Annotated in this window: 24 protein-coding genes, 1 tRNA gene and 1 pseudogene; 8 read left to right on the top strand and 18 right to left on the bottom strand. The window is 40.0% G+C overall.

Annotated elements, in window-relative coordinates; genetic code table 11:
* Positions 1–2 precede the first annotated feature (2 nt).
* Positions 3–587, top strand: a complete 585-nt coding sequence (locus tag ACYTR8_RS06410; protein WP_479641881.1) for a helix-turn-helix domain-containing protein — start codon at positions 3–5, stop codon at positions 585–587.
* Between the two features lie 78 nt (positions 588–665).
* Positions 666–1,829, top strand: coding sequence for a tyrosine-type recombinase/integrase (locus tag ACYTR8_RS06405; RefSeq protein WP_479641880.1), 1,164 nt, complete (start codon positions 666–668; stop codon positions 1,827–1,829).
* A gap of 147 nt (positions 1,830–1,976) precedes the next feature.
* Here ACYTR8_RS06405 and eno read toward each other — a convergent pair whose 3' ends face one another.
* A complete protein-coding gene (gene eno, locus ACYTR8_RS06400) occupies positions 1,977–3,284 on the bottom strand; it encodes a surface-displayed alpha-enolase (RefSeq protein WP_003050115.1) in 1,308 nt (435 codons plus the stop codon).
* Between the two features lie 224 nt (positions 3,285–3,508).
* Here eno and ACYTR8_RS06395 point away from each other — a divergent pair, with 224 nt between their 5' ends.
* On the top strand, positions 3,509–3,964 hold the full coding sequence (locus ACYTR8_RS06395; RefSeq protein ID WP_479641879.1) for a YueI family protein: 456 nt from the start codon (positions 3,509–3,511) through the stop codon (positions 3,962–3,964).
* A 26-nt stretch (positions 3,965–3,990) separates the two neighbouring features.
* Here the strand turns inward: ACYTR8_RS06395 and serB are convergent, their stop codons facing one another.
* The 11 genes from serB to add form a co-directional block, all read right to left on the bottom strand.
* Positions 3,991–4,659 (bottom strand): phosphoserine phosphatase SerB, encoded by a 669-nt coding sequence (serB, locus tag ACYTR8_RS06390; RefSeq protein ID WP_111715964.1) that lies wholly within the window; start codon positions 4,657–4,659, stop codon positions 3,991–3,993.
* Positions 4,660–4,791: 132 nt separating this feature from the next.
* Entirely contained in the window at positions 4,792–6,516 is a 1,725-nt protein-coding gene (gene ezrA, locus ACYTR8_RS06385; RefSeq protein WP_479641878.1) for a septation ring formation regulator EzrA, read from the bottom strand.
* A gap of 353 nt (positions 6,517–6,869) precedes the next feature.
* Positions 6,870–8,822 (bottom strand): DNA topoisomerase (ATP-hydrolyzing) subunit B, encoded by a 1,953-nt coding sequence (gene gyrB / locus ACYTR8_RS06380; RefSeq protein WP_479641877.1) that lies wholly within the window; start codon positions 8,820–8,822, stop codon positions 6,870–6,872.
* Positions 8,823–9,383: an HAD-IA family hydrolase gene (locus ACYTR8_RS06375; RefSeq protein ID WP_111717911.1), complete on the bottom strand. Its 561-nt coding sequence runs from the start codon at positions 9,381–9,383 to the stop codon at positions 8,823–8,825. It lies immediately after the preceding gene.
* Between the two features lie 101 nt (positions 9,384–9,484).
* Positions 9,485–10,696, bottom strand: a complete 1,212-nt coding sequence (locus tag ACYTR8_RS06370; RefSeq protein ID WP_479641876.1) for an FtsW/RodA/SpoVE family cell cycle protein — start codon at positions 10,694–10,696, stop codon at positions 9,485–9,487.
* A gap of 220 nt (positions 10,697–10,916) precedes the next feature.
* A tRNA-Arg gene (locus ACYTR8_RS06365) sits at positions 10,917–10,988 on the bottom strand.
* 329 nt (positions 10,989–11,317) lie between these two features.
* The gene (gene rplS, locus ACYTR8_RS06360) at positions 11,318–11,665 is read right to left on the bottom strand and encodes a 50S ribosomal protein L19 (RefSeq protein ID WP_002985298.1); all 348 of its coding nucleotides are present in this window, start codon (positions 11,663–11,665) and stop codon (positions 11,318–11,320) included.
* Between the two features lie 114 nt (positions 11,666–11,779).
* On the bottom strand, positions 11,780–13,042 hold the full coding sequence (locus tag ACYTR8_RS06355) for a voltage-gated chloride channel family protein (RefSeq protein ID WP_443596983.1): 1,263 nt from the start codon (positions 13,040–13,042) through the stop codon (positions 11,780–11,782).
* The gene (locus tag ACYTR8_RS06350) at positions 13,035–13,319 is read right to left on the bottom strand and encodes a chorismate mutase (RefSeq protein WP_443596985.1); all 285 of its coding nucleotides are present in this window, start codon (positions 13,317–13,319) and stop codon (positions 13,035–13,037) included. The genes ACYTR8_RS06355 and ACYTR8_RS06350 overlap by 8 nt, the downstream gene beginning before the upstream one ends.
* Positions 13,320–13,494: 175 nt before the next feature.
* Positions 13,495–13,944, bottom strand: a complete 450-nt coding sequence (locus ACYTR8_RS06345) for a flavodoxin (RefSeq protein ID WP_003056802.1) — start codon at positions 13,942–13,944, stop codon at positions 13,495–13,497.
* Between the two features lie 67 nt (positions 13,945–14,011).
* On the bottom strand, positions 14,012–15,031 hold the full coding sequence (gene add, locus ACYTR8_RS06340; RefSeq protein ID WP_111715951.1) for an adenosine deaminase: 1,020 nt from the start codon (positions 15,029–15,031) through the stop codon (positions 14,012–14,014).
* 250 nt (positions 15,032–15,281) lie between these two features.
* On the opposite strand from add, the pseudogene yghU reads away from it, so the two are divergent.
* The 4 genes and pseudogenes from yghU to ACYTR8_RS06320 all read left to right on the top strand — a co-directional run bounded on the left by yghU (position 15,282) and on the right by ACYTR8_RS06320 (position 17,897).
* A pseudogene (gene yghU, locus ACYTR8_RS06335) lies at positions 15,282–16,061 on the top strand (glutathione-dependent disulfide-bond oxidoreductase).
* Between the two features lie 84 nt (positions 16,062–16,145).
* Positions 16,146–16,574, top strand: coding sequence for a GNAT family N-acetyltransferase (locus ACYTR8_RS06330; protein WP_479641895.1), 429 nt, complete (start codon positions 16,146–16,148; stop codon positions 16,572–16,574).
* 5 nt (positions 16,575–16,579) lie between these two features.
* Entirely contained in the window at positions 16,580–17,521 is a 942-nt protein-coding gene (locus ACYTR8_RS06325; protein WP_129555945.1) for a DHH family phosphoesterase, read from the top strand.
* Positions 17,522–17,636: 115 nt separating this feature from the next.
* Entirely contained in the window at positions 17,637–17,897 is a 261-nt protein-coding gene (locus ACYTR8_RS06320) for a type B 50S ribosomal protein L31 (RefSeq protein ID WP_002985307.1), read from the top strand.
* A gap of 210 nt (positions 17,898–18,107) precedes the next feature.
* Here the strand turns inward: ACYTR8_RS06320 and ACYTR8_RS06315 are convergent, their stop codons facing one another.
* From ACYTR8_RS06315 to ACYTR8_RS06295, 5 genes are read right to left on the bottom strand one after another with little or no spacing between them, the layout of a single operon-like run.
* Complete coding sequence (locus tag ACYTR8_RS06315; RefSeq protein ID WP_003059425.1) at positions 18,108–18,512, bottom strand: PTS sugar transporter subunit IIA; 405 nt, start codon at positions 18,510–18,512, stop codon at positions 18,108–18,110.
* Positions 18,512–19,327: a PTS system mannose/fructose/sorbose family transporter subunit IID gene (locus tag ACYTR8_RS06310; RefSeq protein WP_479641875.1), complete on the bottom strand. Its 816-nt coding sequence runs from the start codon at positions 19,325–19,327 to the stop codon at positions 18,512–18,514. Before ACYTR8_RS06310 ends, ACYTR8_RS06315 begins: the two co-directional genes overlap by 1 nt.
* The gene (locus ACYTR8_RS06305) at positions 19,314–20,216 is read right to left on the bottom strand and encodes a PTS mannose/fructose/sorbose/N-acetylgalactosamine transporter subunit IIC (protein WP_479641874.1); all 903 of its coding nucleotides are present in this window, start codon (positions 20,214–20,216) and stop codon (positions 19,314–19,316) included. Before ACYTR8_RS06305 ends, ACYTR8_RS06310 begins: the two co-directional genes overlap by 14 nt.
* Before the next feature lie 42 nt (positions 20,217–20,258).
* Entirely contained in the window at positions 20,259–20,744 is a 486-nt protein-coding gene (locus ACYTR8_RS06300) for a PTS sugar transporter subunit IIB (RefSeq protein ID WP_111715941.1), read from the bottom strand.
* Entirely contained in the window at positions 20,741–22,525 is a 1,785-nt protein-coding gene (locus ACYTR8_RS06295; RefSeq protein WP_479641873.1) for a glycoside hydrolase family 35 protein, read from the bottom strand. Before ACYTR8_RS06295 ends, ACYTR8_RS06300 begins: the two co-directional genes overlap by 4 nt.
* 120 nt (positions 22,526–22,645) lie before the next feature.
* Between ACYTR8_RS06295 and ACYTR8_RS06290 the strand changes: the two genes are divergently transcribed.
* Complete coding sequence (locus ACYTR8_RS06290) at positions 22,646–23,359, top strand: GntR family transcriptional regulator (protein ID WP_479641872.1); 714 nt, start codon at positions 22,646–22,648, stop codon at positions 23,357–23,359.
* Between the two features lie 62 nt (positions 23,360–23,421).
* Here the strand turns inward: ACYTR8_RS06290 and ACYTR8_RS06285 are convergent.
* A partial coding sequence (locus ACYTR8_RS06285; protein ID WP_479650923.1) for a tagatose 1,6-diphosphate aldolase occupies positions 23,422–23,937 on the bottom strand: 516 nt, incomplete at its 5' end.

The following is a 23,937-nucleotide window of genomic DNA, read 5'->3' as shown; positions in this document are numbered from 1 at the left end:
ATATGGCAAATAGGATGAATAGATTAAAAGAGCTACGGAAAAGAGACGGAATTTCATTTAAAAAACTTAGTGATGAATTGAAAGAGAAATATAAAATAATAGTCTCAAGTAGTCAGCTTATGTATTATGAAAAAGGAGAAAGAGAACCAAGAAACAAGGAACTTTGGGGAAAGCTTGCCGATTTTTTTAAAGTTTCTGAAAGTTACTTATTAGGGTATAGTTCTGAACCTAATGTTAATTTCTCTCCTGTAAGAGAGTTGAAAGATGACAATGACAAAGTTCAAAAGGGTAAACAAATTTTTCATGATTTTAAAGGTGAGGATGCTGTTAAAACATTTGAGAATGATGTTTTATTATGGTATACAGAGAAATATAATGACATAGATGGAGAAAGTCCTACACCATCATTCTTTGCTGATAATTTCAAAAATCAAGTTTATTTTACACTTTCCGAAAGCCAAACATTCAATAATTACATATCTTTACTTCTAACCGATTTCTTCTCATTACCTTATAGCGAATGGGATAGAATAGCTCTCATGATTGCTGGATATTCTGAAAAACTAAATAAAGCTGACGAAGATTAGCCACTATCAAACTTCATGTATAAATACCTAACAAAACCACGCGCCTTGCCTGCTGATGGAAAGAAAGGTACAAATTACATGAAAATCAAAGATAAAATCAAAAAGAACGGTCAAAAAGTTTACTATGCTAGTGTTTACCTGGGCGTTGACCAACTAACGGGCAAGAAAGCCCGTACAACTGTTACAGCCACCACCCAAAAGGGTGTTAGAGTAAAAGCGCGTGAGGTTATCAATGCTTTTGCTGCTAATGGCTATACAGTTAAAGACAAGCCGACAATTACAACATATGAGGAGCTTGTAAAAGTTTGGTGGGATAGTTACAAAAATACAGTTAAGCCAAATACTCGCCAATCTATGGAGGGATTGGTTAGGGTGCATCTATTGCCTGTATTTGGCGATTACAAGCTATCTAAACTCACTACGCCTATTATCCAACAACAAGTAAACAAATGGGCTGACAAGGCTAATACTGGGCAAAAAGGAGCGTTTGCTAACTACTCCTTACTCCATAACATGAATAAGCGTATTTTGAAATATGGTGTTTCTCTCCAAGTGATAACATATAACCCAGCTAATGATGTTATTGTGCCACGTAAGCAGCAAAAAGAAAAAGCTGGTGTAAAATATCTAGATAACAAAGAGTTAAAACAATTTCTTGATTATCTCGATACCTTAGACCAATCAAACTATGAAAACCTGTTTGATATTGTCCTATACAAGACTTTGTTAGCTACTGGTTGTCGTATTGGTGAGGCTCTAGCTCTTGAATGGTCTGATATTGACCTAAACAATGGTATTATCAGCATCACTAAAACAGTCAACAGATTTCAAGAAATAAATTCTCCTAAATCAAGCGCTGGTTACCGTGATATACCAATAGACAATGCTACGTTACTTATGCTCAAACAATACAAGAACCGTCAACAAGTGCAATCTTGGCAACTAGGGCGGTCTGAAACAATTGTATTCTCTGTATTTACAGAAAAATATGCTTATTCTTGTAATTTAAGACAACGCCTAAAGAAACATTTAAAGGCTGCTGGCGTAACTTATGTGTCATTTCATGGTTTCCGTCACACACATACAACAATGATGCTCTACGCTCAAGCTAGCCCCAAAGATGTACAATACAGATTAGGACACTCTAGCTTAATGATGACAGAAAATGTTTATTGGCACACTAACCAAGAAAATGCAAAAAAAGCTGTCTCAAATTATGAAACAGCAATCAATAGTTTATAAGGGTTTCCCCATATCGGGTTACCCTCTTACTATACCTAATTTTCACTAGGGGTAGTACAAAGGGTAGTAAATTCTAAAAAAGCACCTTGGGATGATGCCCCAAAGTGCTTAATATCAAGGTTTCTAGCCCTTTATGCAATAATTAAATTATTTTTTTAAGTTATAGAATGATTTGATTCCTTTGTATTGAGCAACTTCACCAAGTTGATCTTCGATACGAAGCAATTGGTTGTATTTAGCAATACGGTCTGTACGTGACAATGAACCTGTTTTGATTTGGCCAGCGTTTGTTGCAACTGCGATGTCAGCGATTGTTGAATCTTCAGTTTCACCTGAACGGTGTGATACAACGGCAGTGTAACCAGCTTCTTTAGCCATTTCGATAGCTTCAAAAGTTTCAGTCAAAGTACCGATTTGGTTAACTTTGATAAGGATTGAGTTAGCTGCATTTTCTTTGATACCACGAGCAAGGTATTCAGTATTTGTAACGAAGAAGTCGTCACCAACCAATTGAACACGTCCGCCTAGGCGTTCAGTAAGAGCTTTCCAACCATCCCAGTCGTTTTCGTCCATACCATCTTCGATAGTAATAATTGGGTATTTGTTAACCAACTCTTCAAGGTAGTCGATTTGTTCTGCAGATGTACGAACAGCAGCGCCTTCACCTTCAAATTTAGTGTAGTCGTAAACGCCACGCTCTTTGTCGTAGAATTCTGATGATGCACAGTCGAAACCGATCATAATGCCGTTTTCACCAGCTTCGTAACCAGCTGCTTCAATAGCTTTAAGGATAGTTTCAACACCGTCTTCAGTTCCTTCAAATTTAGGTGCAAATCCACCTTCGTCACCTACAGCTGTAACAAGTCCGCGTTCTTTAAGGATTTTCTTAAGAGCGTGGAAAACTTCAGCACCCCAACGAAGACCTTCTTTGAAAGTAGGTGCACCAACTGGCATGATCATGAACTCTTGGAATGCAATTGGAGCATCTGAGTGTGATCCACCGTTGATGATGTTCATCATAGGAGTTGGAAGAACTTTAGTGTTGAATCCACCAAGGTAAGTGTAAAGTGGCACTTCAAGGTAGTCAGCAGCAGCACGAGCAACAGCGATAGAAACACCAAGAATAGCGTTAGCACCAAGTTTACCTTTGTTAGGAGTACCGTCAAGTGCGATCATTGCACGGTCGATAGCTTGTTGATCGCGAACATCGTAACCGATGATTGCTTCAGCGATAATGTTGTTAACGTTATCAACAGCTTTTTGAGTACCAAGACCAAGGTAACGAGATTTGTCACCATCACGAAGTTCAACGGCTTCATGTTCACCAGTTGAAGCTCCTGAAGGAACCATACCACGTCCGAATGCACCTGATTCTGTGTAAACTTCTACTTCAAGTGTTGGGTTACCGCGTGAGTCAAGGACTTCGCGAGCGTAAACATCAGTAATAATTGACATTATAATACTCTCCTTATGAGTTTAAATATTTTACATGTTAATAATACCACAAACTAGGCCTTTAATCAACTCAAAAAGCAATTTCGTGAAAACCTTACCTTGTTTTCAATTTATCATTCATAAACTTTCGTTGGTTTACAGAAAACTTCCACAGTTGATTGAATTGGTATTTTTGGAGATAAATCGGTATAATAAAGAGACTAGAGAGAAAAGCGAGGAAAGTTATGGAGCGGTTAGACGATAAACTATTACAAGGCGCCCTAGGAGAAAAACGATTCAACCCTGACGAACAACGTCATTACTTAGGAACTTATGCTGAGCGAGTCGTTTTAAGCTTACCTTTGGAAAATGCCCAAGATAATCGGGTAAAAGATTACTTAGAAAGCGAATTACCAAATCTTGCTCTAATATACCAGCCCCTTACCTTAAAGATTTCTTCACTGTTAGCACCTAACTACCAGATGCTTTACATGAAACTAGCCAAACAGTATGAGCTAGCAGCAACTATCGTAACCGAAAAACACATGACCTCGCCTTTTGCTTTTGTTCTTCACACAGATCACGTGGTAAACCTAGATGAAACACGCCTAGAAGTTATTTTGACACAAACTGAAGACAGTAATACCATCGATCAACCGGCTGACAAACCTAAAACCTTTTGGCAAAAATTATTTCACTAAACTGACAAGACAAGCATATCTATTTATTATGCTTGTCTTTTTCGTGGAGAGACAAGATAGGAATCAAGACAGTCTAATACTAACCCTAAATCTGGCTGATCAATGTAATCATCAGCAGCTTCTTTAAGAACTGGTTTAGGACAGTAGGCTATCCCAAGACCAGCCTGCTGCACCATTAAAAGATCGTTAGCCCCATCCCCAACAGCGATGGTTTGTGACAACCTTAAACCATTCTCATCAGCCCATCTTTTGAGGCAATCGGCCTTTGTCTGTTGAGTTACCACTTCTCCTATGACACTTCCTGTTAAACGTCCACAATTTATTTCTAAGCGGTTAGCTTTAACATAATCAATCTCAAGAGTAGCCGCCAAGTCATCAATAATCTCATGAAAACCTCCCGACACTAGACCAATTTTATAACCTCTTTCCTTCATCTTCGTAATAAGCTTTTTAGCCCCCTTATGCAAATGAAGAGATTGCGAAACCTTTTCAAAGGCACTTGTAGGTAAACCAGCTAAAAGAGATACTCGCTGAACCAAAGCTGTTTTAAAATCTAATTGATCTGCCATGGCTGCTGCTGTTATGGCTACAATTTCCTCTTCTTGCCCTGCTTCTTTTCCAAGAAGATTAATCACTTCTTCTTGAATGAGTGTCCCATCGACATCCAATAACAATAACCCTGTCACAGTTTCCATATTGTTCTCCTTCTATTATCACAACCAATAAGCATTTTAGTAATGACTTTTTCACCTAAATCGCTTTTTCTCATTAGCAACTAAAGCCAACAGCTAGCAAAAAAGCCGTGATAAATCACAGGCTTTTAGGTATTAAAAACGGATACGTTCACGCGTCTTTTCATAGGAGTTAACAAAACGGTCTGTCACTCCGGGCTCTACTGTTTCAAGCGCATAAGATATTTCATCAAATGATGCTTGATAATCATTGTCTACTTCAAACAATCTCAAGGCGTGCTCAAAACTATTTTGAACACCAGCTTCAAAGGAACGGTAACGGTTAGAGTATTGTAATAATTGTTCTGTCAAAATCGCATTTTGAACGACTTGGTAAGTTAATTCTTCTAAGTTTGCAATAGCCACCGTAGCAACCTCAGATAAGCGTGAAACAGCTTCAATATTGATGCGGCCTCTGCTAAGTTCATCCATTAAAGCTTCTAATTGAGAACTAGTTGTGAAGAAAGCACTAAGGAAATCTTGAGGGATTCCAGGTAAGTTACGCTTCTCCATGTAACGTTTGATCATGTGAAGCTGAGTCACATAAATTTCAAGATTTTGACGGGCATACGATTCAATTTTTTCAATATCTTTGACAGCTTCAAAAACATCCATTTGACCAGATTCAACCGATGCTAATGTTTTGATGCTGCGTTCAAAAATAAGTTGTAGTTCTGAGAATGGTTTTTCTTGTGTACCAAACTGCTCTGCAATTTCAAGGGTGTTTTCCTCAACGTCATTAATATCCTTCTCAAAAGCTTTAACATTGAACCCTTCATTTTCACTCAAAATGTATTTTCGAGATAGACGAGAAATTTCAGTTTTAAGTTGTTCGTTATTGCGTTTAGCATGAGCCAAGTATCGTGGTAATATTTTGCTATTTTTAGCGGCAACCTTATAAGCCGCGATTTCACGTTCAAATAACTCATATAAAGAATCGATTCGCTCTTGAATATGAGTGTTTTCTTCTCTAGCACGATCTAAATCCAAAGTCACCAATTCTGAAGAGTTGGCACGAATAGACTCGCGAATTTCTTGAAAACGAGCTTCAATATTTTTCTCTGGGAAATGGTAATTTTCTTCAAGTAAGCGACGATAACCAGATTCCAAATCATCTAGTTGATCTGGGAAATCATCTTCTAATTTAGCCACAATGGCTGGAATTTGCTCAGTGATTTGTCCCAATGCAATCGTATGCTCTTCAGCTCGATCGAGTACTTCAGCCGCTTCAACAGGATCTCCAGAAGAATTGAGAGCAACGAATTGTGAAAATTCAGTTTCAATATTCTTCATCTGTTTGTCGATTTCAGCCATAGTAGAACCGAAGTTGTCTTCATTTTCAGAGATAGATGCTTGTAATTTTTCATACAAATCAAGGGCATGTGTGACCCGTGCACTATTTTTCTCTTCTTGCTCTTTTAAGATACCAAGCGCTTCACGAATAGAGGTAATATCTTCTTCAACAAGGTTAAGCTGACTTTCAACACTACTAATTTCATGTTTGGCACGAATAAAGTTAAATGTGTCATTCAAGTTCTCAGCTTCAAAGATATGATTTTCAATATCTGCAAAAGAGTTGAGGGTTAAATCCGTCCACTTTTGGTTCCATTCACGAAAAGACGTTTGACTTTGTCCAATCAAATGCAATGATTTCACTTCTTCGATCTCATCATTAACAGGCAGGGCAAACAAGGCCTGTTTTCGTTCTTCTAGACTGGTAATTAGTGAATCATTACGTTTTCGTATAATGACACCTACTAGATAGGCGATAATCACTAGTAGGACTATAGCCACAATCAGCAAGATAATTCCGCTTGACATCTGAATCTCCTTATTATTAGATGCGATTTGTCAATGTGTGTCTCAGCAAAAATCGAGACTCCTTAATCGCCTTTTATTAAAATTTTATCAAAAATACACTATAACGTTACGATTATAACATACTTTCAAGTGCATTTCAAAACATATTTGACTAATTCAACAATCTCCTACAAGCGACTCACACGGCTTTCTTAGTAGAGACTAGCATAGGTGTCGAAGCCTGGCCTCAACACCTATTCATTAACACTATTCCTAGAGATAGCGACATGCTAAATCAGCACCCTATCAGCACAGGTTTTAGTCAGTTCGTCCTCTTTGGTAACAAATCCTTATACGGCTAACAAGGGCATTCATTAAATATCCAAAGTGCTGTAAACCGCATTTTCCTCGATAAATTCACGTCTTGGCTCAACACGGTCTCCCATGAGCATGTCAAATACTTTGTCTGCTTCTGCTGCATCATGAACAGTAACACGTGCCATCAAACGATTCTCAGGATCCATTGTCGTTTCCCAGAGTTGGTGATCGTCCATTTCTCCCAGACCTTTATAACGCTGGACAGTTGGTTTTGAACGGCCGACACTGTATTTTTCAAGAGCTGTTTTTAATTGTTCTTCCTGTTCAATACCAGGTTGAATGTATTCTTTGATCTCACTACCTACTTTCACCCCATAAATAGGTGGTTGAGCAATGTAAACATAACCTGCTTCTAAAACCGGTCTCATAAAGCGATAAATGAGTGTTAGTAATAAAGTTCTAATATGGGCACCATCGACATCCGCATCAGTCATAATCACCAACTTTTGGTAACGAGCTTTTGACACATCAAAATCTGCACCAAAACCTGTTCCCATAGCAGTAAAGAGACTTCGAATTTCTTCGTTGGCCAAAATCTTATCCATAGTTGCCTTTTCCACGTTTAAGATTTTGCCTCGAATAGGCAAAATGGCCTGAAACTCTCTGTTACGACCTGATTTAGCTGATCCCCCTGCTGAATCTCCTTCGACGATGAAAAGTTCGTTTTGGCTGGCATCATTTGAAGAGCAATCAGCCAATTTACCAGGCAAGTTGGAAATTTCCAAACCGGATTTTTTTCGAGTCACTTCACGAGCTCGCTTAGCTGCAATTCTAGCCTTAGAGGCTAAAATGCCTTTTTCCACAATTTTACGAGCAACCTGTGGATTTTCTAAAAGAAAACGTTGAAAGGCTTCACTAAAGAGACGGTTAGTGATTTTAACAACCTCTGAATTGCCAAGTTTTGTCTTGGTCTGTCCCTCAAATTGTGGATTTGGATGCTTGACAGAAATGACTGCTGTTAAGCCTTCGCGGACATCTTCACCTGTCAAATTATCATCATTTTCTTTAAGGATTTTATTTTTCTTAGCGTAATCGTTAATGACCCGAGTAAGAGCTGTTCGAAATCCTTGTTCGTGAGTTCCACCCTCATGGGTATGGATATTGTTGGCAAAACTCATGACCACCTCATGGTAACTAGTGGTGTATTGCATCGCAACTTCTACGGCAATCCCTTCTAACTCACCATCAGTGTAAATAGGAGTATCAAAAATAACCTCTTTTTTATCATTTAAAAACTCAACATAAGAGCCTATACCACCTTCGTAGTGAAAATGCTCTTCTTGTTCCATACCTGAGCGTTTATCTGTAATAGAAATTTTTAAACCGCGGTTCAAAAAGGCTAGTTCTTGAATACGTTTTGCTAAAACCTTGTAATCAAATTCAGTCGTTTCGGTAAAAATTTCTGGATCTGGTGTAAAGTGTACCGTTGTCCCAGTCACATCAGTGGTTCCAATGACCTCAAGATCTGCTACGACAGCCCCGCGTTTAAATTCTTGGTAATGTATCTGACCATTTTTATAAACACGAACATCTAATTGTGTCGATAAGGCATTCACAACAGAGGAACCAACACCATGTAGTCCTCCAGAAACCTTATAGCCTCCACCGCCAAATTTCCCTCCGGCATGTAAAACGGTAAAGACAGTTTCAACGGCTGGACGACCTGTTTTAGCTTGGATATCGACGGGGATACCACGCCCATTATCAACGACTGTGATTGAATTGTCTGCCTCGATAAACACCTGGATGTGAGTAGCAAATCCGGCTAATGCCTCGTCAATAGAATTGTCGACGATTTCCCATACTAAGTGGTGCAAGCCCTCTTTAGCTGTAGATCCGATATACATTCCGGGACGCATCCTTACCGCTTCGAGGCCCTCTAAGACCTGAATCTGACTGGCATCATATTCTTGTGCTTTCTCTTCAACTTGTTTGTTTTCTTCAATCATCTAAGTTACTATCTCCAATAGGTTTTTTCTACCATCAACAAGCAAGGTATCAAAACCTGCTGCCTGTCCCGCTTGCCTATCAAGGTCACGATCCCCGATAACCAAGCCACTCTCAATGTTATATTTTGCTTTTAAATACAGTAAACTCTCAGGATTAGGCTTACGAGCGAAACCATTCGAAGCTGTGACCACTTCGGTAAAATATTCCGAGAGTCCAGCTTGTTTTAACAGCTGGTTAACTTGCTGATCACGATGAGACACTAAAAAATTACGTGATCCCGACGCCACAATTTGAGCCAAAATTTCCCTAGCTCCCAGACACCAAATCGGTTGAGTCAGCTTTGCCGCTTCATTTTGCTTGTACTCTTGCAAAAATTGAGGTTGGTATGGAGCAAAGGTCGCAACCGCAATGGCTGTAGATTCCTTCAATTTTTGGTAAACTGCATCATGTTCACCTGGAAGGTTAAAAAAGTCTAGCGTCTGAACAAAGGCCTGGGTCGAAATTTCGTAATTATCGAGTAAGGTACCACCCAAATCCCATATATAATCGTGATAATCCATGCCTTTCATTATATCACAAATTCACTTAATATTACAGTGATTTCCGTAAATAAAAAGGGACTAGTCACAACTTGCTTCACAAGCACTAGGTCCCTTATTTTCTAATGATAGCGTAGGCGTCTCTTTAAGTTTTTTTCGCTTTCTTTGTCACGCGCTAGCACCTGTTGATAATTCATCGATAAAATCAAACCGACCCCAATCAAGTTGGAAATTAAGGCTGAGCCCCCTTGTGAAATAAAGGGCAGAGGAATTCCCGTAAGGGGTAGAATACCAATCGCTGCTCCAATATTTTCAAAAATATGAAACAAAATCATCATGATAAAGCCTGTTGAAATATAAGTGTAAAAGAGGTTATTAAACTCAAAAGTGACTTTTAACATTCTATAAATCAAGAGCAGGTAAAGCATTAATAACAGATCTGAACCCATAAAACCAAAATTTTCAGCAATAACAGTGAAGATCATATCACTTTCTCTAACAGGAACGGGCAATTCTAAAACATTAAACCCTTTTCCAAACAGTCCCCCACTGCCGATTGCAATCATACTTTGTGTTTGCTGATAAGCGATAGTTTCTGAAAAAGCAAAAGGATCTAACCACGCTGAAATACGATTCAATTGGTAAGTATCCATTCCTAGTTTTAAAAGCAACTCTTTGCCTTCAGGGAATAAAAAGATAAGGAAAAAGGCCACAAGAAATCCCGCTACGACAAAAGTTAAAGGAATGATTAACCACCAGGAAATCCCAGACATGAGGACCATTCCCGCCAAAATGGCAAGAAAAACCATAGCAGTCCCTAAATCTTTTTGCAAAGCAAGTAAGAGTAGCACAGGAAACGTTATAGTGACATAAACCCCTAATAGAATCCAATCGTCTTTGAAGTGGATACGCTCTTTTTTTCCTTTAAACCAGACTGTTGCTCTTGCCATCAATAAGATATAAGCGATTTTCATAAACTCAGAGGGCTGAAACAAGGTCACCGATCCAATCGTAATCCAGTTTTTAGCTCCTGTTGCCGCTACCAACTGAGGGCTAAAGAAAATTAAGGGCAAAATCATTAAACCGAGTCCCAGAAGGTACAACCAGGGCGTCAATTTCCATAGAGTGGCTGTAGTGAAAAACATCAGGATAAAGGCTAAGGCTGCTCCAATAGCAATCCATAGCACCTGCTGTCCCATAACGGCTATCACATGCTGTGGAAAATCATAACTTGTCGCCACATAAATAGAAACCAATCCTAACACGAGTAAACAACAAACAGGAAAAACAATGGCATAGTCAATACGACGTTCAATAGATTTCCTTTGAGACAAGAGGCAACCTCCTTTTTAAGTGACCATAGTGGTAAAATACGGTTGTTGAAGTTCATTTAGCCAAAAATGAAAAAGAGCCCCAATCTAAGGGCAAACCAGCCTATCATCAACACCTTTTCTCTAGGAAAAGCTATCCTAGACTGTTCAACAACAGATTGCTCATGTTCATGATGACTAACAAAATGGTTCAGGCGGCCAGTTCAAAGCTCTGAACCCGATATGACCCCTGCCGGAATCGAACCAGCAACTACTCCTTAGGAGGGAGTTGTTATATCCATTGAACTAAGGGGTCTACTGGATATCTGTAGTATCTATTGTAACCTAGAAAAAGAGGGAATGCAAGTTCAAATCTCAGTCAAGAGGTCTCATTTTCATGATGACTAACAAGATGGTTCAGGGAGTCAGTTCAAAGTTCTGAACCCGATATGACCCCTGCCGGAATCGAACCAGCAACTACTGTTTTCGGTGTTTCTATTGTCTTCTTTCTAGACATAATGGATTATCTACTTAACCTGTTTTGCCAAACTCACATGACTTCTACCTCTCCAATAAACGCTATAAAACAAGAAAAAAAGACTAGAACACTCTAGCCTTTTGTCATTCCATCGCCTCTTATTCGGATTAACGACGGATTTCTTTAATACGAGCAGCTTTACCTTGTAATGCACGCAAGTAGTAAAGTTTCGCACGACGGACTTTACCGTGGCGGATAACTTCGATTTTGTCAACACGTGGTGTGTGGATTGGGAATGTACGTTCTACCCCGATACCACCTGAGATTTTACGAACAGTGTACATTTCTGAGATCCCTTGACCTTTACGTGAAATAACAACACCTTCAAAGATCTGAATACGTTCGCGAGTTCCTTCGACAACTTTTGCGTGAACGCGAACAGTGTCACCAGGACGGAAGTTAGGGATATCAGAGCGAAGTTGACCTTCTGTCAAACTTTGGATTAATGGATTCATTTTTATTCTCCTATCTTACTAATCTTAAGTACTTGTCTTAGCGGATTAGCCGTAATTTTCGTGTGTCCATTACACACAAATTTTATTCTAACAAAAAGCTTCTTTATTGTAAAGCTATTTTTTTAAATCCACCTGATTTACCGTCATGTCTTCCAAACTAGTCATTGCCACTTTTTGATAACTGTAAATGGAATGTCTGTGACTGACCATATAGGCTGCTCCTGCTGTCACAAAATAAGCCAAGGCATTGTCAGCTCCAAAAACCTCTATCCCAATAAAGATAGGGGCCCAGAACGTATTAGTGGCACTTCCAAATACCGTGGCATAACCAAGTGCAGCGACTAACAGTACAGGAAGACCTAAGTAAGTGGCCAAAACGATGCCTAAAGAAGCTCCAATAGCAAATAGAGGTGTTACTTCACCACCTTGAAAACCTGCTGACAAGCTGATAACCGTCACAATCATTTTGAGAAGCCAGTCGTAAGTTAGGATAGTTTGGCCAGAAAAAGCTGCCGCAATCAAATTGGTTCCTAAACCACTATATCTTCCGACGTGACCAATCATCAGACAGATAGATAACAAAGCACCGATAAAAGCAATCCGGAAATAAGGATTTGGTAGCTTTTGACTGAGGTAAGGTTTAAACCAGCCAAGTAAATAGGCAAAACTATTTCCCACCAGACCAAAAATAAGGCCTAACCCAATTAATTTAACCAATGTTAAGGGAGTTATGGTCAATGTTTCTTCAAGAACAATCGTAAATTTCTCTAATCCCAAGGCATGGGAAGTCCAAGAAGCCACGTAAGCAGCAACTAAGGAAGGCAATAAAGCGGAATAACGAAGCGTTCCTACTAATAAAACCTCGAGGGCAAATACGACAGCAGCAATTGGCGTTTGAAAAAGCCCTGCAAAACCGGCTGCCATCCCCATAATCAAAAGATGTCGTGCGGCTTCTTGACTAGTCACAAGTTTCCGACAATAATGAGAGATGGTAGCTCCTATTTGAACGGCTACCCCTTCTCGACCCGCACTCGCTCCAAATAAGTGGGTTACCCAAGTCGAGAACAAAATAAGAGGAATGAGAATAGGAGGAATCTTATCTTTTTGACCATGCCCTACCTGAAAAACCAATCCCATCCCTTGACGAACCTCTTTGCCTAACTTATCGTAAAGAAAAACGATAACAGGGCCTGCTAGGGCAAGAAAAGGAAGAAGCAAGAAAAGGTGTTGATCGCGATATTCGGAAAGAAACAAAAGCCCTTTGCCAAAAATAACATCAACCACTCCAACCGCGACCCCTATGGGAAGTGCTAATCCTACTAGTCCTAACACTTCTTTTAAGAAAGGTTTAGGCAGTGTTGCAATTGATTTAATCATTAGTGTCACCACCTGTTAAGCGTTGCGTTTGATACTGTCGTGAAAGAGACATAATGGTTTTGAATGTCTCATGGATAACTGGTTTAAAGGCTTGGTCTCTAACAAGACGAGAAACCCTATCTAGGATTTGATTTTCCCTCGCCTGATCTAAGACAGGCAATTGATTAGCTAGTTTATAAGCTGTTACTTGCTCCACAAGTGCCATCCGCTTTTCTAATAAGGCAACCAAGTGTTGATCAATACCATTGATTTCTTGTCGTATCTCTTCTAAACGCATAACTTTCCTTTTCTAGATGTATTAGATTATCTTTTTATTATAGTTAATAAGAGGATCAGAAGCAAGGTGAAGCTGATTGTTTTTTTCAATTCCTACCCTGAAGTGACATTCCCTTTATTTTAGGTTAAAAAGCTAAAAATGCCAAGGAAGCCCCTGACATTTTTACTAAATAGTTTTATAGATTATTAACAGCCTGTGAGAGTTGCTCTGCAAAGGCCTCTAAACGGTCGATGTCTTCATCTTCTGCTGCCAAGTCTACTTTGACAGGCTCTGCACCTTTGGTTGCGCCAGTAAGGGCAAATTGCTCTGAAAAGTCATCGACAGACTTGCAGAAATAATCATAGAATGTATCACCAGAGCCGACCACGCCATAGATTTTACCTTCTAAATCTAAATCTTGTAGGTCTTCGTAAAAATCAACAATTTCATCTGGTAAATCACCATCACCATAAGTATAAGTCGCAACGATTGCTATATCAGCATCCTCAAATTCTGAAGCGTCAACTGTTGTGCACTCGTCAATGTCAACATCATGGCCCAATTCTTGCAATTTATTTGCAACGATATCAGCGATTTCTTCAGTATTTCCTGTCATGCTGGCATAAACGATTTTTGCTAATGCCATAAATTCCTCCCAAAATTACTAAACTATTTTTATTTTAGCACACTTTTTAGGGAAAAGCACTAATTCTTTAAAGATAAGGCTGATATGATTGTTCAAGGCGATTCAGAAGCTCTGCTTTTTCGATTGGACTGGCAAAACTAGCCTTGATAGCATCTTGATTGTGCAACAGAAAATCTGCTGCGCCTGTTTGGAAATGTTGGGCAAAGAGTTGGTATTCTTTGATTAAATTGGTATCAGAAACCGTGCGATTGTCTGTATTAATCGTTACCTTAGCTCCTGCTGCTTTCATTTCTAAATAAGGAAAATCCGCTATCGACCTCGCAGCTTTCGTCTGGAGGTTGCTAGTCAAGCAGAGTTCTGCAGTCACCTCATTTTCAATAAACTTAGACAGTAGCTCTTTTTGATGATGAATAGCTGTGACATGACCTAAGCGCTTGATTCCTAAATCAATAGCATCTGAAATATAGTTAGGACAGCCACATTCTCCAGCATGCAAGGTAAAAGGAAGACCCCGTTCTTTGGTTTGCTTAATTATTCTTTCTAATACAGTTGGCGGGAAGTCAAGTTCATTACCTGCAAAATCAAAACCGACTAGGCCTTTTGGCGCCAAAGAAACCACCTGGTCAAAAATAGTTTGACTCACTGCTTGAGACGATTGACGAAGCCCACACACAATAGCCTTGCCCACAATACCAAAGTCTTCTTGACCTTTTTGAATACCTGCTAACACAGCCTCTACAACATCAACAGCTGTTAGTCCTTGATCCATCGACAATTCTGGTGCAAAACGAATCTCAATATAAATCACTTGGTCAGCTGCCGCTTGCTTCATTACGTCATAAGCAGCTAATTCCAAGGCCTCTTGCGTCTGTAAAAGAGGTCTTATAACATCAAATGTTTTAAGGTAATCCATCAATGATTCGCAGGTTTCTGGAGCTGTAACCAAGGTCTTTAAGCTAGCGTCGTCTTCGGGTAAGGTTACATTCGCTAAGGCTGCTAATTGACGAATGACCTCTAAGGAGAGGGAACCATCAAGGTGGCAATGCAATTCTGTTTTAGCTATTGTGTTAAAGTCTATCGTTTCCAAAGTAGGTCTCCTTGTAAAGATTTTTTTAATATCATACCAAAACTAAAGGAAAAAGCAAGCAATTTTTGTCACATTTTCGGGTGTAATGTCTGTATTTTATAAACTTTAGAAAGGCTGAAAAATTCATTTTCATAAAAATCAAACAAAACCCGAACTTTATCTTCAAAAAGATAACTTGTAGCAAATTTTTGTGCTTTATTTGGGCTTCTGCTATGATGACAATAAGAAAAAGCGAACAGGAGGTTTTTAAATGACAAGCTATCATATCCCCGAGATTTGGGAAAATAAAGGGCGCATGTCAGGACTCAATGCTGACACTGCAGGAAGCCGGTTTGAGGAAATTTTACCTAAAGGGAAGAAACCTTACCAACTCTACTCCCTTGGAACACCAAATGGTATTAAAGCTACTATTATGTTTGAAGAGTTAAAAGGATTAGGTGTTTCAGGAGTTGACTACGACTTGTTTCGTATCGATATCTCTAAAGGAGAACAATTTGGCAATGACTTTGTAAGCATCAACTCAAATGCTAAAATCCCTGCTCTGCTCGACTTATCAGGCGAAGAGCCCATTCGCATCTTTGAATAGGCACATATTTTGCTTTATCTTGCTGATAAACACCATCAACTGATCCCTCAAGCACCCAAAGAGCGTGCTGAAGTCCTCAATTGGTTATTTTGGCAGACTGGTGCTGCCCCCTTTTTGGGCGGTGGCTTTGGTCATTTTTTCCATTACGCCAAGGAAAAATTAGAATACCCTATTGACCGCTTTGCTATGGAAGCTAAACGCCAACTTGATTTATTAGATAGAGAATTATCCCAAAAACCTTACATTGCTGGTGATCACTATACCATTGCCGATATTGCCATCTGGTCATGGTATGGGCAATTAGTCCAAGACAAGCTTTGGAACAGGGCTGGGCAATTTCTTCAAGTGAATCATTACAAGCATATACAGGCTTGGAGCCACACTATCGCCAAACGTCCTGCTGTCAATCGAGGACTAGCTGCAGACTACCAAGCTATCTCTTAACTTTCTTGACTGCTTTTGGCAATTTTAAAAGAAGATTGTGCTATAATATGAGACAAAGAAGACAACAATGGAGAAAGTAAGATGATGTGGACTCTAAAACTTTTTGACCAATTATCTACAGAAGAGCTTTTTGCGATTTATAAGGAGCGTGTTGCTGTCTTTATTGTAGAACAGGCCTGTCCTTACCCTGAAGTGGATGAGCTCGATAAAGAAGCCCTACACCTCTTTACTAAAGATGAGCTTGGTATCACGGCTTACTGTCGCTTAATCCCCACAAAAGACCAGCTGAAACTAGGAAGAGTTTTAGTGGCTAGTCGCGTTCGAAAAACTGGTCTTGGTCGTGACTTGGTCGCCAAAGCCTTAGAGGTAGCTGAGAATCAGTTTTCAGATTTACCCGTTTATGCTCAGGCACAGGCTTACTTAGAACAATTTTATGCTTCATTTGGTTTTAAACCAATCTCTGAAATTTATTTAGAAGATGACATTCCCCACCTTGATATGCTGAAAGATTAAAAAACATGACAACAACTTTTGAAACTATTCTAGAAACCATTAAAGCTTACCAGACGATTATTATCCATCGTCATCAAAATCCCGACCCTGATGCTCTAGGGAGCCAGGCGGGCTTAAAAGAAATCATTAAGCAAAATTTCCCAGATAAAAAGGTCTTGATGACCGGTTTTGACGAACCCAGTCTCACTTGGATAAGTCAAATGGATCAGGTGGATGATGAGGATTACAAGGAAGCCTTGGTTATCGTCACTGATACTGCTAATCGACCAAGAATTGATGATGATCGTTACCTGAATGGCAACTGTTTGATGAAAATTGATCATCACCCAAATGAAGATATCTATGGTGATGTCTATTATGTGGACACAACTGCTTCCAGTGCTAGTGAAATTATTGCAGACTTTGCCTTTAGTCAAAACCTGATGATTTCTGACAAGGCGGCTAGTCTCTTATACACTGGTATTGTTGGGGATACTGGTCGTTTCCTCTATGCATCAACTACCAGTAAAACCCTCACCATTGCTAGCCAGCTTAGACATTTCCATTTTGATTTTGCAGCTATATCTAGACAAATGGATTCTTTCCCTTTTAAAATTGCAAAGCTACAAGGTTATGTTTTTGATCATCTCACAATTGATGAGAGCGGCGCTGCTTATGTCCTTCTCAGTCAAGACACCCTTAAAACCTTTGACGTGTCCTTAGCTGAAAGCTCTGCCATTGTCTCAGCTCCAGGTAAAATTGATATCGTTAAGGCCTGGGCTATTTTCGTTGAACAAGCTGATGGTAGTTACCGCGTTCGCATGCGCAGTAAAGAAAAAGTTATCAACGGTATCGCAAAGCGCCATGACGGTGGAGGCCATCCTCTTGCAAGTGGAGCCAATTCAGCTAGTTTAGAAGAAAATCAAACGATTTATCAAGAATTGATTGCTGTTTGTCAGGGAAATTAGTTTTTCTGTGAAATAATCAGAGAAAAGGCTTGTCAAGTCTTTCAACTTCTGTTAAACTAGAATGGTTAATAACTATGATGCAGAACGTGTCATGGCAGAAAGGAATTTTTTTAAGATGAGAAAAGACATTCATCCAGATTATCGTCCAGTTGTTTTCCTTGATACAACTACAGGTTACCAGTTCCTTAGCGGCTCAACAAAAGCTTCTAAAGAAACTGTTGAGTTTGAAGGTGAAACTTACCCACTTATCCGTGTGGAAATTTCATCAGATTCACACCCATTCTACACAGGACGTCAAAAGTTCACTCAAGCAGATGGACGCGTGGACCGCTTCAACAAAAAATACGGTCTCAAAGACGCAAACGCAGCAAAATAAGCAAGACAATACGAAAACCCTTCCTGTTTCAGGAGGGGTTTTCTTTTATGTCAATAGCATCATCGAGGCTATTGCTTCTAGTCAAAGCACCTAAACTTTGCTTCCTTTTCTGCAGCTTCTTTTATAAAAGAGTAGGGAGTTTTGTCGCATAGATAAGATTTGGCTCAACTCAATAAGCTGTCTGATGACTCAAAATACTTTGAAAGAGGATTACTCGTCGTCATCATCTGGAAATTGCTTAAGTAGAGCCTTAACATCATGAATATTCTCACTTGCAAATGCTTTAAGGTCAACCGTTTCTCCGAGGAGATTAGCATTGATGAAACCGATAACCATAGGCATATTCATACCAGCATACAATTCGAATTGATAGCCCTCCATCAAGAGACGACTAAGAACATTACAGGGTGTTCCTCCCATTAAGTCTGCAAAGACAACAACTTCTTCTATTCCTTCGATGCTTGTTAAGAATTTTTGACGAAAGTCCTCAATTCCTTCTGAAGCCAGTAAAGGAACTGTGATAATACCTTCCTGAGCTCCCATAATCATTTCTGTACTGGCTTTTAAGGCCTCGCAAAAAGGACCGTGACTGACTAATACTAACTGTTTTCCCATTAGTTCATCCCCATGATAAAATGACCAAAGGCTGAGCAAGCAATAGCAATCACAATGATAACTAAGATAGCTTTCGTTGATGTCATGCCCTTACGCCCAAGCAACCAATAAACAAAACCAGTAAAAGCTGCTGGGACCAGACGAGGGAAAATCATGTTAAGCAAATTTTGAACATCCAGCCCTGCCCCCATAGGGATGTTGAGACTAACTTCAAAATTAATCATGCTAGCAATGAGTGCTCCGACCATAAAGACGCCCATGACAGAAGCAGCATCAACAATAGCTGTTAAATGGTTGCGCATAGTAGTAACCAACTTGGTTCCTTGTTGGTAAGCAATTTCTAATTGTTTCCAACGGAAAATATTAATGAGCCAGGCCACAGCTATCCAAAGAAAGATGCCTAAGGGATTATTTTCTTTAGCCAAACCAGCTGCTAGCGATCCCATAATCGTTGGCACAAGGGAAGCGAAAAGAGAATCTCCAATCGGAGCAAATGGTCCCATAAGACCTGTCTTGACCCCATTGACGGCATCTTTTGAAGCTAGACCTTCATTTTCTTCAAGCGCCAAATCAATCCCTGTAATAATAGTGTGGAAGAAATTTGATATATTGAAGAATTGGGTATGAGTCTTCATCATCTCTTTTAATTCAGGTGTACCATCTCCATACATTTTGCGCAGTTGTGGCAAGATAATATAAAGGTAACTAGAACCTTGCATCCGTTCGTAATTCCAGCCCCATTGGAAAGTAAAGAGGCTACGCTTATTGATCTGCTTAAAATCTTCTTTGGTTAAGGTATACTTAGATTTCATCATCTTCAATTTCCCCACTTTCTGACACTTCTGCCTTTGGCTCAACAAGAGTTACCTGTTGACTATTTTTATAATGAAGGGTTGCTAGAGCTCCACCAATAATCGCAATCCCAATCATTGGTAAACTTTTAAAAGGTGCCCCATTAAAGACTGTTGTCTTCAAACCTGCTTCTTTAATTACATCGGTCAATGTTCCTGACACAGTTTGTAAGTTTTTATAAATCACAGTTAACATAGCAGTGAGCCCAAAGCCAAGGGCGAGGTAGTGAAGATTACGTTTAACTGGTAAGTAATGAAGTAAGATGGCAAAACCAAGCCCTGGTAGCATCATACCAGCTAATTTAAGCCCATCAGCCAACCATTTGACACTGTCAACCCAATCCACCAAGGTTTGAACAGCACCAGCTCCAAAGGCAAGAGCAATAAAGACAGGAAGGGCACGAGATAAAGCCCAAGGCAAGGCCCCCATTAAGTAATTTCGTTCAATCCCCTTATAGTTAAAGTTTTCCACGTGACGGTCAATGCGGTGAGCAAAGAAGGTTGTTGAAAAACGTCCAAGAATATCAGTGTAAACCATCAGAGCTGCTACGGGAACAGCAATTGTTGAAACGGCTAACTCCGCATTAATGCCCTGTGCCACTGAGAAAGCAGTTGCTAAGACCGCACCTGACGTTGCATCAATCCGGGAAGCACCTCCAAAAGTACCTACACCAAGGACCATTAATTGTAAGCTACCACCAATAAGAAGACCTGTTTTCAAATCTCCCATGATAAGACCTGCTATAAAGCCCGCAAATACAGGAGAACCCGCTGAGGTATTAATGGTCAGTTCGTCCAAAATTTGGTAAGCCGAATACAAGGTTAGAAGTAAAATTTGCCACCATTGAATCATAATGATTTCCTCCAAAAAAGTAATGTATTAAGGTGTACAGAATTATCTCACTTTATCCAATAAAGGTATAAAGTCTGCGGGAGTATCTCCTGGAACCATTTGAGCAATGAGGTGTGTTCCTTTAGCCTGAATAGCATCAAAATCTTGGATATCTTCATCCACCACATTGATGGAACGGGTTACCGAACGGGTTTCAGGCGTTTGAGACATGTTGCCCACATTCAGTTCTGTAAGAGTCACCCCTTTGTTCATAAGGCCTAGAAAAGTTTTAGGGCGTTTAGCCACAATCAATAAACGTTGGGAATCATAACGGCCTGCCAAGATATTGGTGGCTGCTTTGTCAATCGTTAGAACAGATAATTTTACGCCTGCTGGAGTCGCTAACTTCAGAGCTGTTTTTTCTAAATCACTATTAACAATATCCTCATCTACAACCATGATACGACTAATGTTTAACTTAGTTGTCCATAGATTTGCGACTTGGCCATGAATTAACCGACCATCAATACGTGTTGCTACAATTGTCATCCTTCTTCTCCTTTTATAGTTTGATAAATGGGGGTCTTGATTAAATGAAGGGTCTCACTATATTGCCCTTCGGTTTCAAAAATCACCAAACGATTCTTTCCTTTCTGCAACAATCCTTTTGGTAAATAGAGGGACAAGATAGGGCCTTTTTGCCAAAATCTACCCAAATTAAAACCGTTGATTAGAACAATCCCTTTACCAAATTGACTTAAGTCAATATAAGTATCAGTTGGCACTTGGCAGTCAAAATCATAGGCATAAAAACTCGGGAGCCCCTCAATCCAACCCTGTGAAAAATCCAGCCAGGACAGTTCTTGAAAATCCAAAGGAATCTGTTCCCACTGCCCTATAAAATGCAAATCACTCATTACGCCACGCCCCAGCCCCTTGTGTTGACTAGGAGCAGTCAACTTATGACCATAGCTGACTCGTCCCATGTTTTCAACTAAAATGGTTAGTTGAGACTGCTGCTTTGAAAGAGTCATCAAAATATCCTGCCCAATGTCCTCTTGATACTGGGTTTGGATTCGCCTATCATCCAAGAATACCTGAACACGATCTCTAGCATCAATGATTCGCAACCTTTCTTGATCACCGTACTTGGAAAGCCTGCTACGATACAACATATATCCCAAAGAATGGTTTAAGGCTTCCATAGATTGCGGGTAAAAACTAAAAGTGATACCGCTTACATTTTTGAGCGTCGTCAACAAACTTACTTTTTGTGTAAGAGGGATAGGACCGATAGCCATGCTTGGGCTGACTAGCGGTTCTGCAAATGCTAAATCTGGGTAAGTAGCTTTTAAGGCTTTCTGCAAAAGACTGTATTTGAGGGTAGGATTTCCTGCTTCATCCAGCAGGGCATCGTAATCGTAAGAGGTCACTTGCGGGAGGGCCTTTTGCAGTCTGGCTGATGAGCCATTCATGAACCCAAAATTGGTACCGCCACAGAACATATAAAGGTTGATACTTCCTTGTTCAATCATATCCCTGATAGTAGCTACGGTTTCCTGAGGATCCCGTCGAATAATCGCCTCTCCCCACCGATTAAACCAACCCAGCCAAAATTCCATGCACATCATGGGCCATTCTTTGCCATGTTTAGACATAAATGCCCTAAGGCTGGCCACATTTTGAGGAACCTTAGAACCGAAGTTTCCTGTTACTAAAAGATTATCTTCAATTAAGCTTCCTGCCTCCAAGGCACTTTCCCAAGCCCCATCAGAGGTAAAAAGCGGTGCTTCAATGCCTCGCGCTAGCATCATATCTTTCAAAGCACGGAGATACTCCTTGTCCTCTCCATAAGAGCCATATTCATTTTCTACTTGGAACATGAGGATATTACCCCCGCGGTCCAGTTGACGTTTGGATAATTTGGGGAGAAGCACATCATAGTAAGATGCGACATGGTCTAAATAGACCTTATCTCGTGAACGAACTCTGCACGGCTCTTCTAGTAACCAAGCAGGTAAACCACCAAATTCCCATTCAGCACAAATATAAGGAGAGGGTCTCACAATGGCATACAAGCCAAGATTCTGAGCCAGATCGAGAAAGGCTTCTAAGTCTGCAAGACCTTCAAAGCAGAAATGTCCTTTTTGTGGCTCATGCAAGTTCCAAGGCACATAAGTCTCAACCGTATTAAACCCCAGAGCTTTTAGGTTATACAAGACACGGTACCAACTGTCTGGGATAATTCTAAAATAATGAACCGCTCCAGATAAGATTTTAAAGGGTTTCCCATCAAGGTAAAACGCCTCTTTGATTTGAAATCGTTCCACTTTTCCTCCTTTTAAGTTAAGCGTAGGCTAGAGGGGATCTCATGCAAGAGAAGCATGCTATCTTCTGGCTTTTTTGCTATAATAGCTAATAATAACTTGTAAAGATGAGATGCTATATCAATGAAACGCCCTAAATATCAATTAATTAAAGAAGAATTACAAGACCAGATTTTATCAGACCATTACCATGTTGGTGACAAATTTTTCACCGAGGCAGAGCTAATTAATCGCTTCAACGTTAGCTCCATTACCATTATTCGAGCTTTAAAAGAGTTGGAAAAAGAAGGGTTTATTAACCGTAAACAAGGGATTGGCAGTTTTATTGCCAGAACACGCAAAGAAAAGCTGGTGCAGTTTGCCTACCTTGACACCCTAAAAAATCAATCTGAATTAGTTCGCGTCATCGGTCTCACCAAAGGAAATGACCCTACCTATTTAAAACGTCTGGAACTACATAAGACTGAATATTATTATGTCCTTACAAGAGAACGAACTCTCAATGGCAGGCCCTACCTTTACCAGTTGTCTTACATTCCTCATGATTATTTATTATCAGAAGATTGTGACTTGAGTACCTATCAATCGCTTTATAAACGCTTCTTTCTTGATTTCACCATTCAAATGGCTAATCAGACATTTAGACAAGAAACCTGCTTGACCACCCAAATGCCACAAGCTGTTAAAGACTTTCTGCAGCTAACAGACAGTGCTCCTTGCGTGCTTCAAACTAAAATCACTCGATCTAAAAGTAATCAACGCGTTCTAGAATACGCCCAAGTTTACAAACACTGGGAATTCTTCTCGTATGAACTGTCTTCCAGTGATTATCAATAATCTTCTTGCAATACCTACTGCCATATCGCCTTGGGTATTGTTTTTTTATGCCTCATTTTCCACTAAAGATATGGGCTGGTGATTTTTTCTGTCCAAGGAGTAGCTGTTGCTTCCAACACCTTGTTCAACTCGTCAATATTTTGGAAACCTTCAGTACGGAGCCAGTTCCTAGCTGCCTCCTCGCTCTCTCTAATATAAACCGGAACAGCTCCTGCCCAAGTAGCACGTCCACAAAGCACCCCACTAAATTTAGCACCTGCTGCTGCCGCAAAACGCAAAGTTTCTTGGAAGAGTTGGGCAGATACACCGGCACTCAAATAAATATAAGGTAAATGGCTAGCCGCTTCTTGATCTCGAAAGGCCTGAGCAGCCTCTTCTTGACTGTAAAGCACTTCACCTTTAGCAAAACCGTCCACATAGGCCATGTTAACCGGCACTTCAACTTTAAGAACGTCAATGCCAAACCGGTCATCAGAGAAAACGGTCATTGCTCCGTTGACCTTATGAGGCTTCACCTTTGCAAAAGCTGTGCTGCTATTGTCTGCAATGGTTTCGTCATAGCTCAGTATTTCAAGGAA

Source organism: Streptococcus sp. F2 (assembly GCF_056500955.1).
The sequence above is the reverse complement of the archived record's forward strand: the minus strand, read 5'-3'. Positions and strand labels throughout refer to the sequence as shown.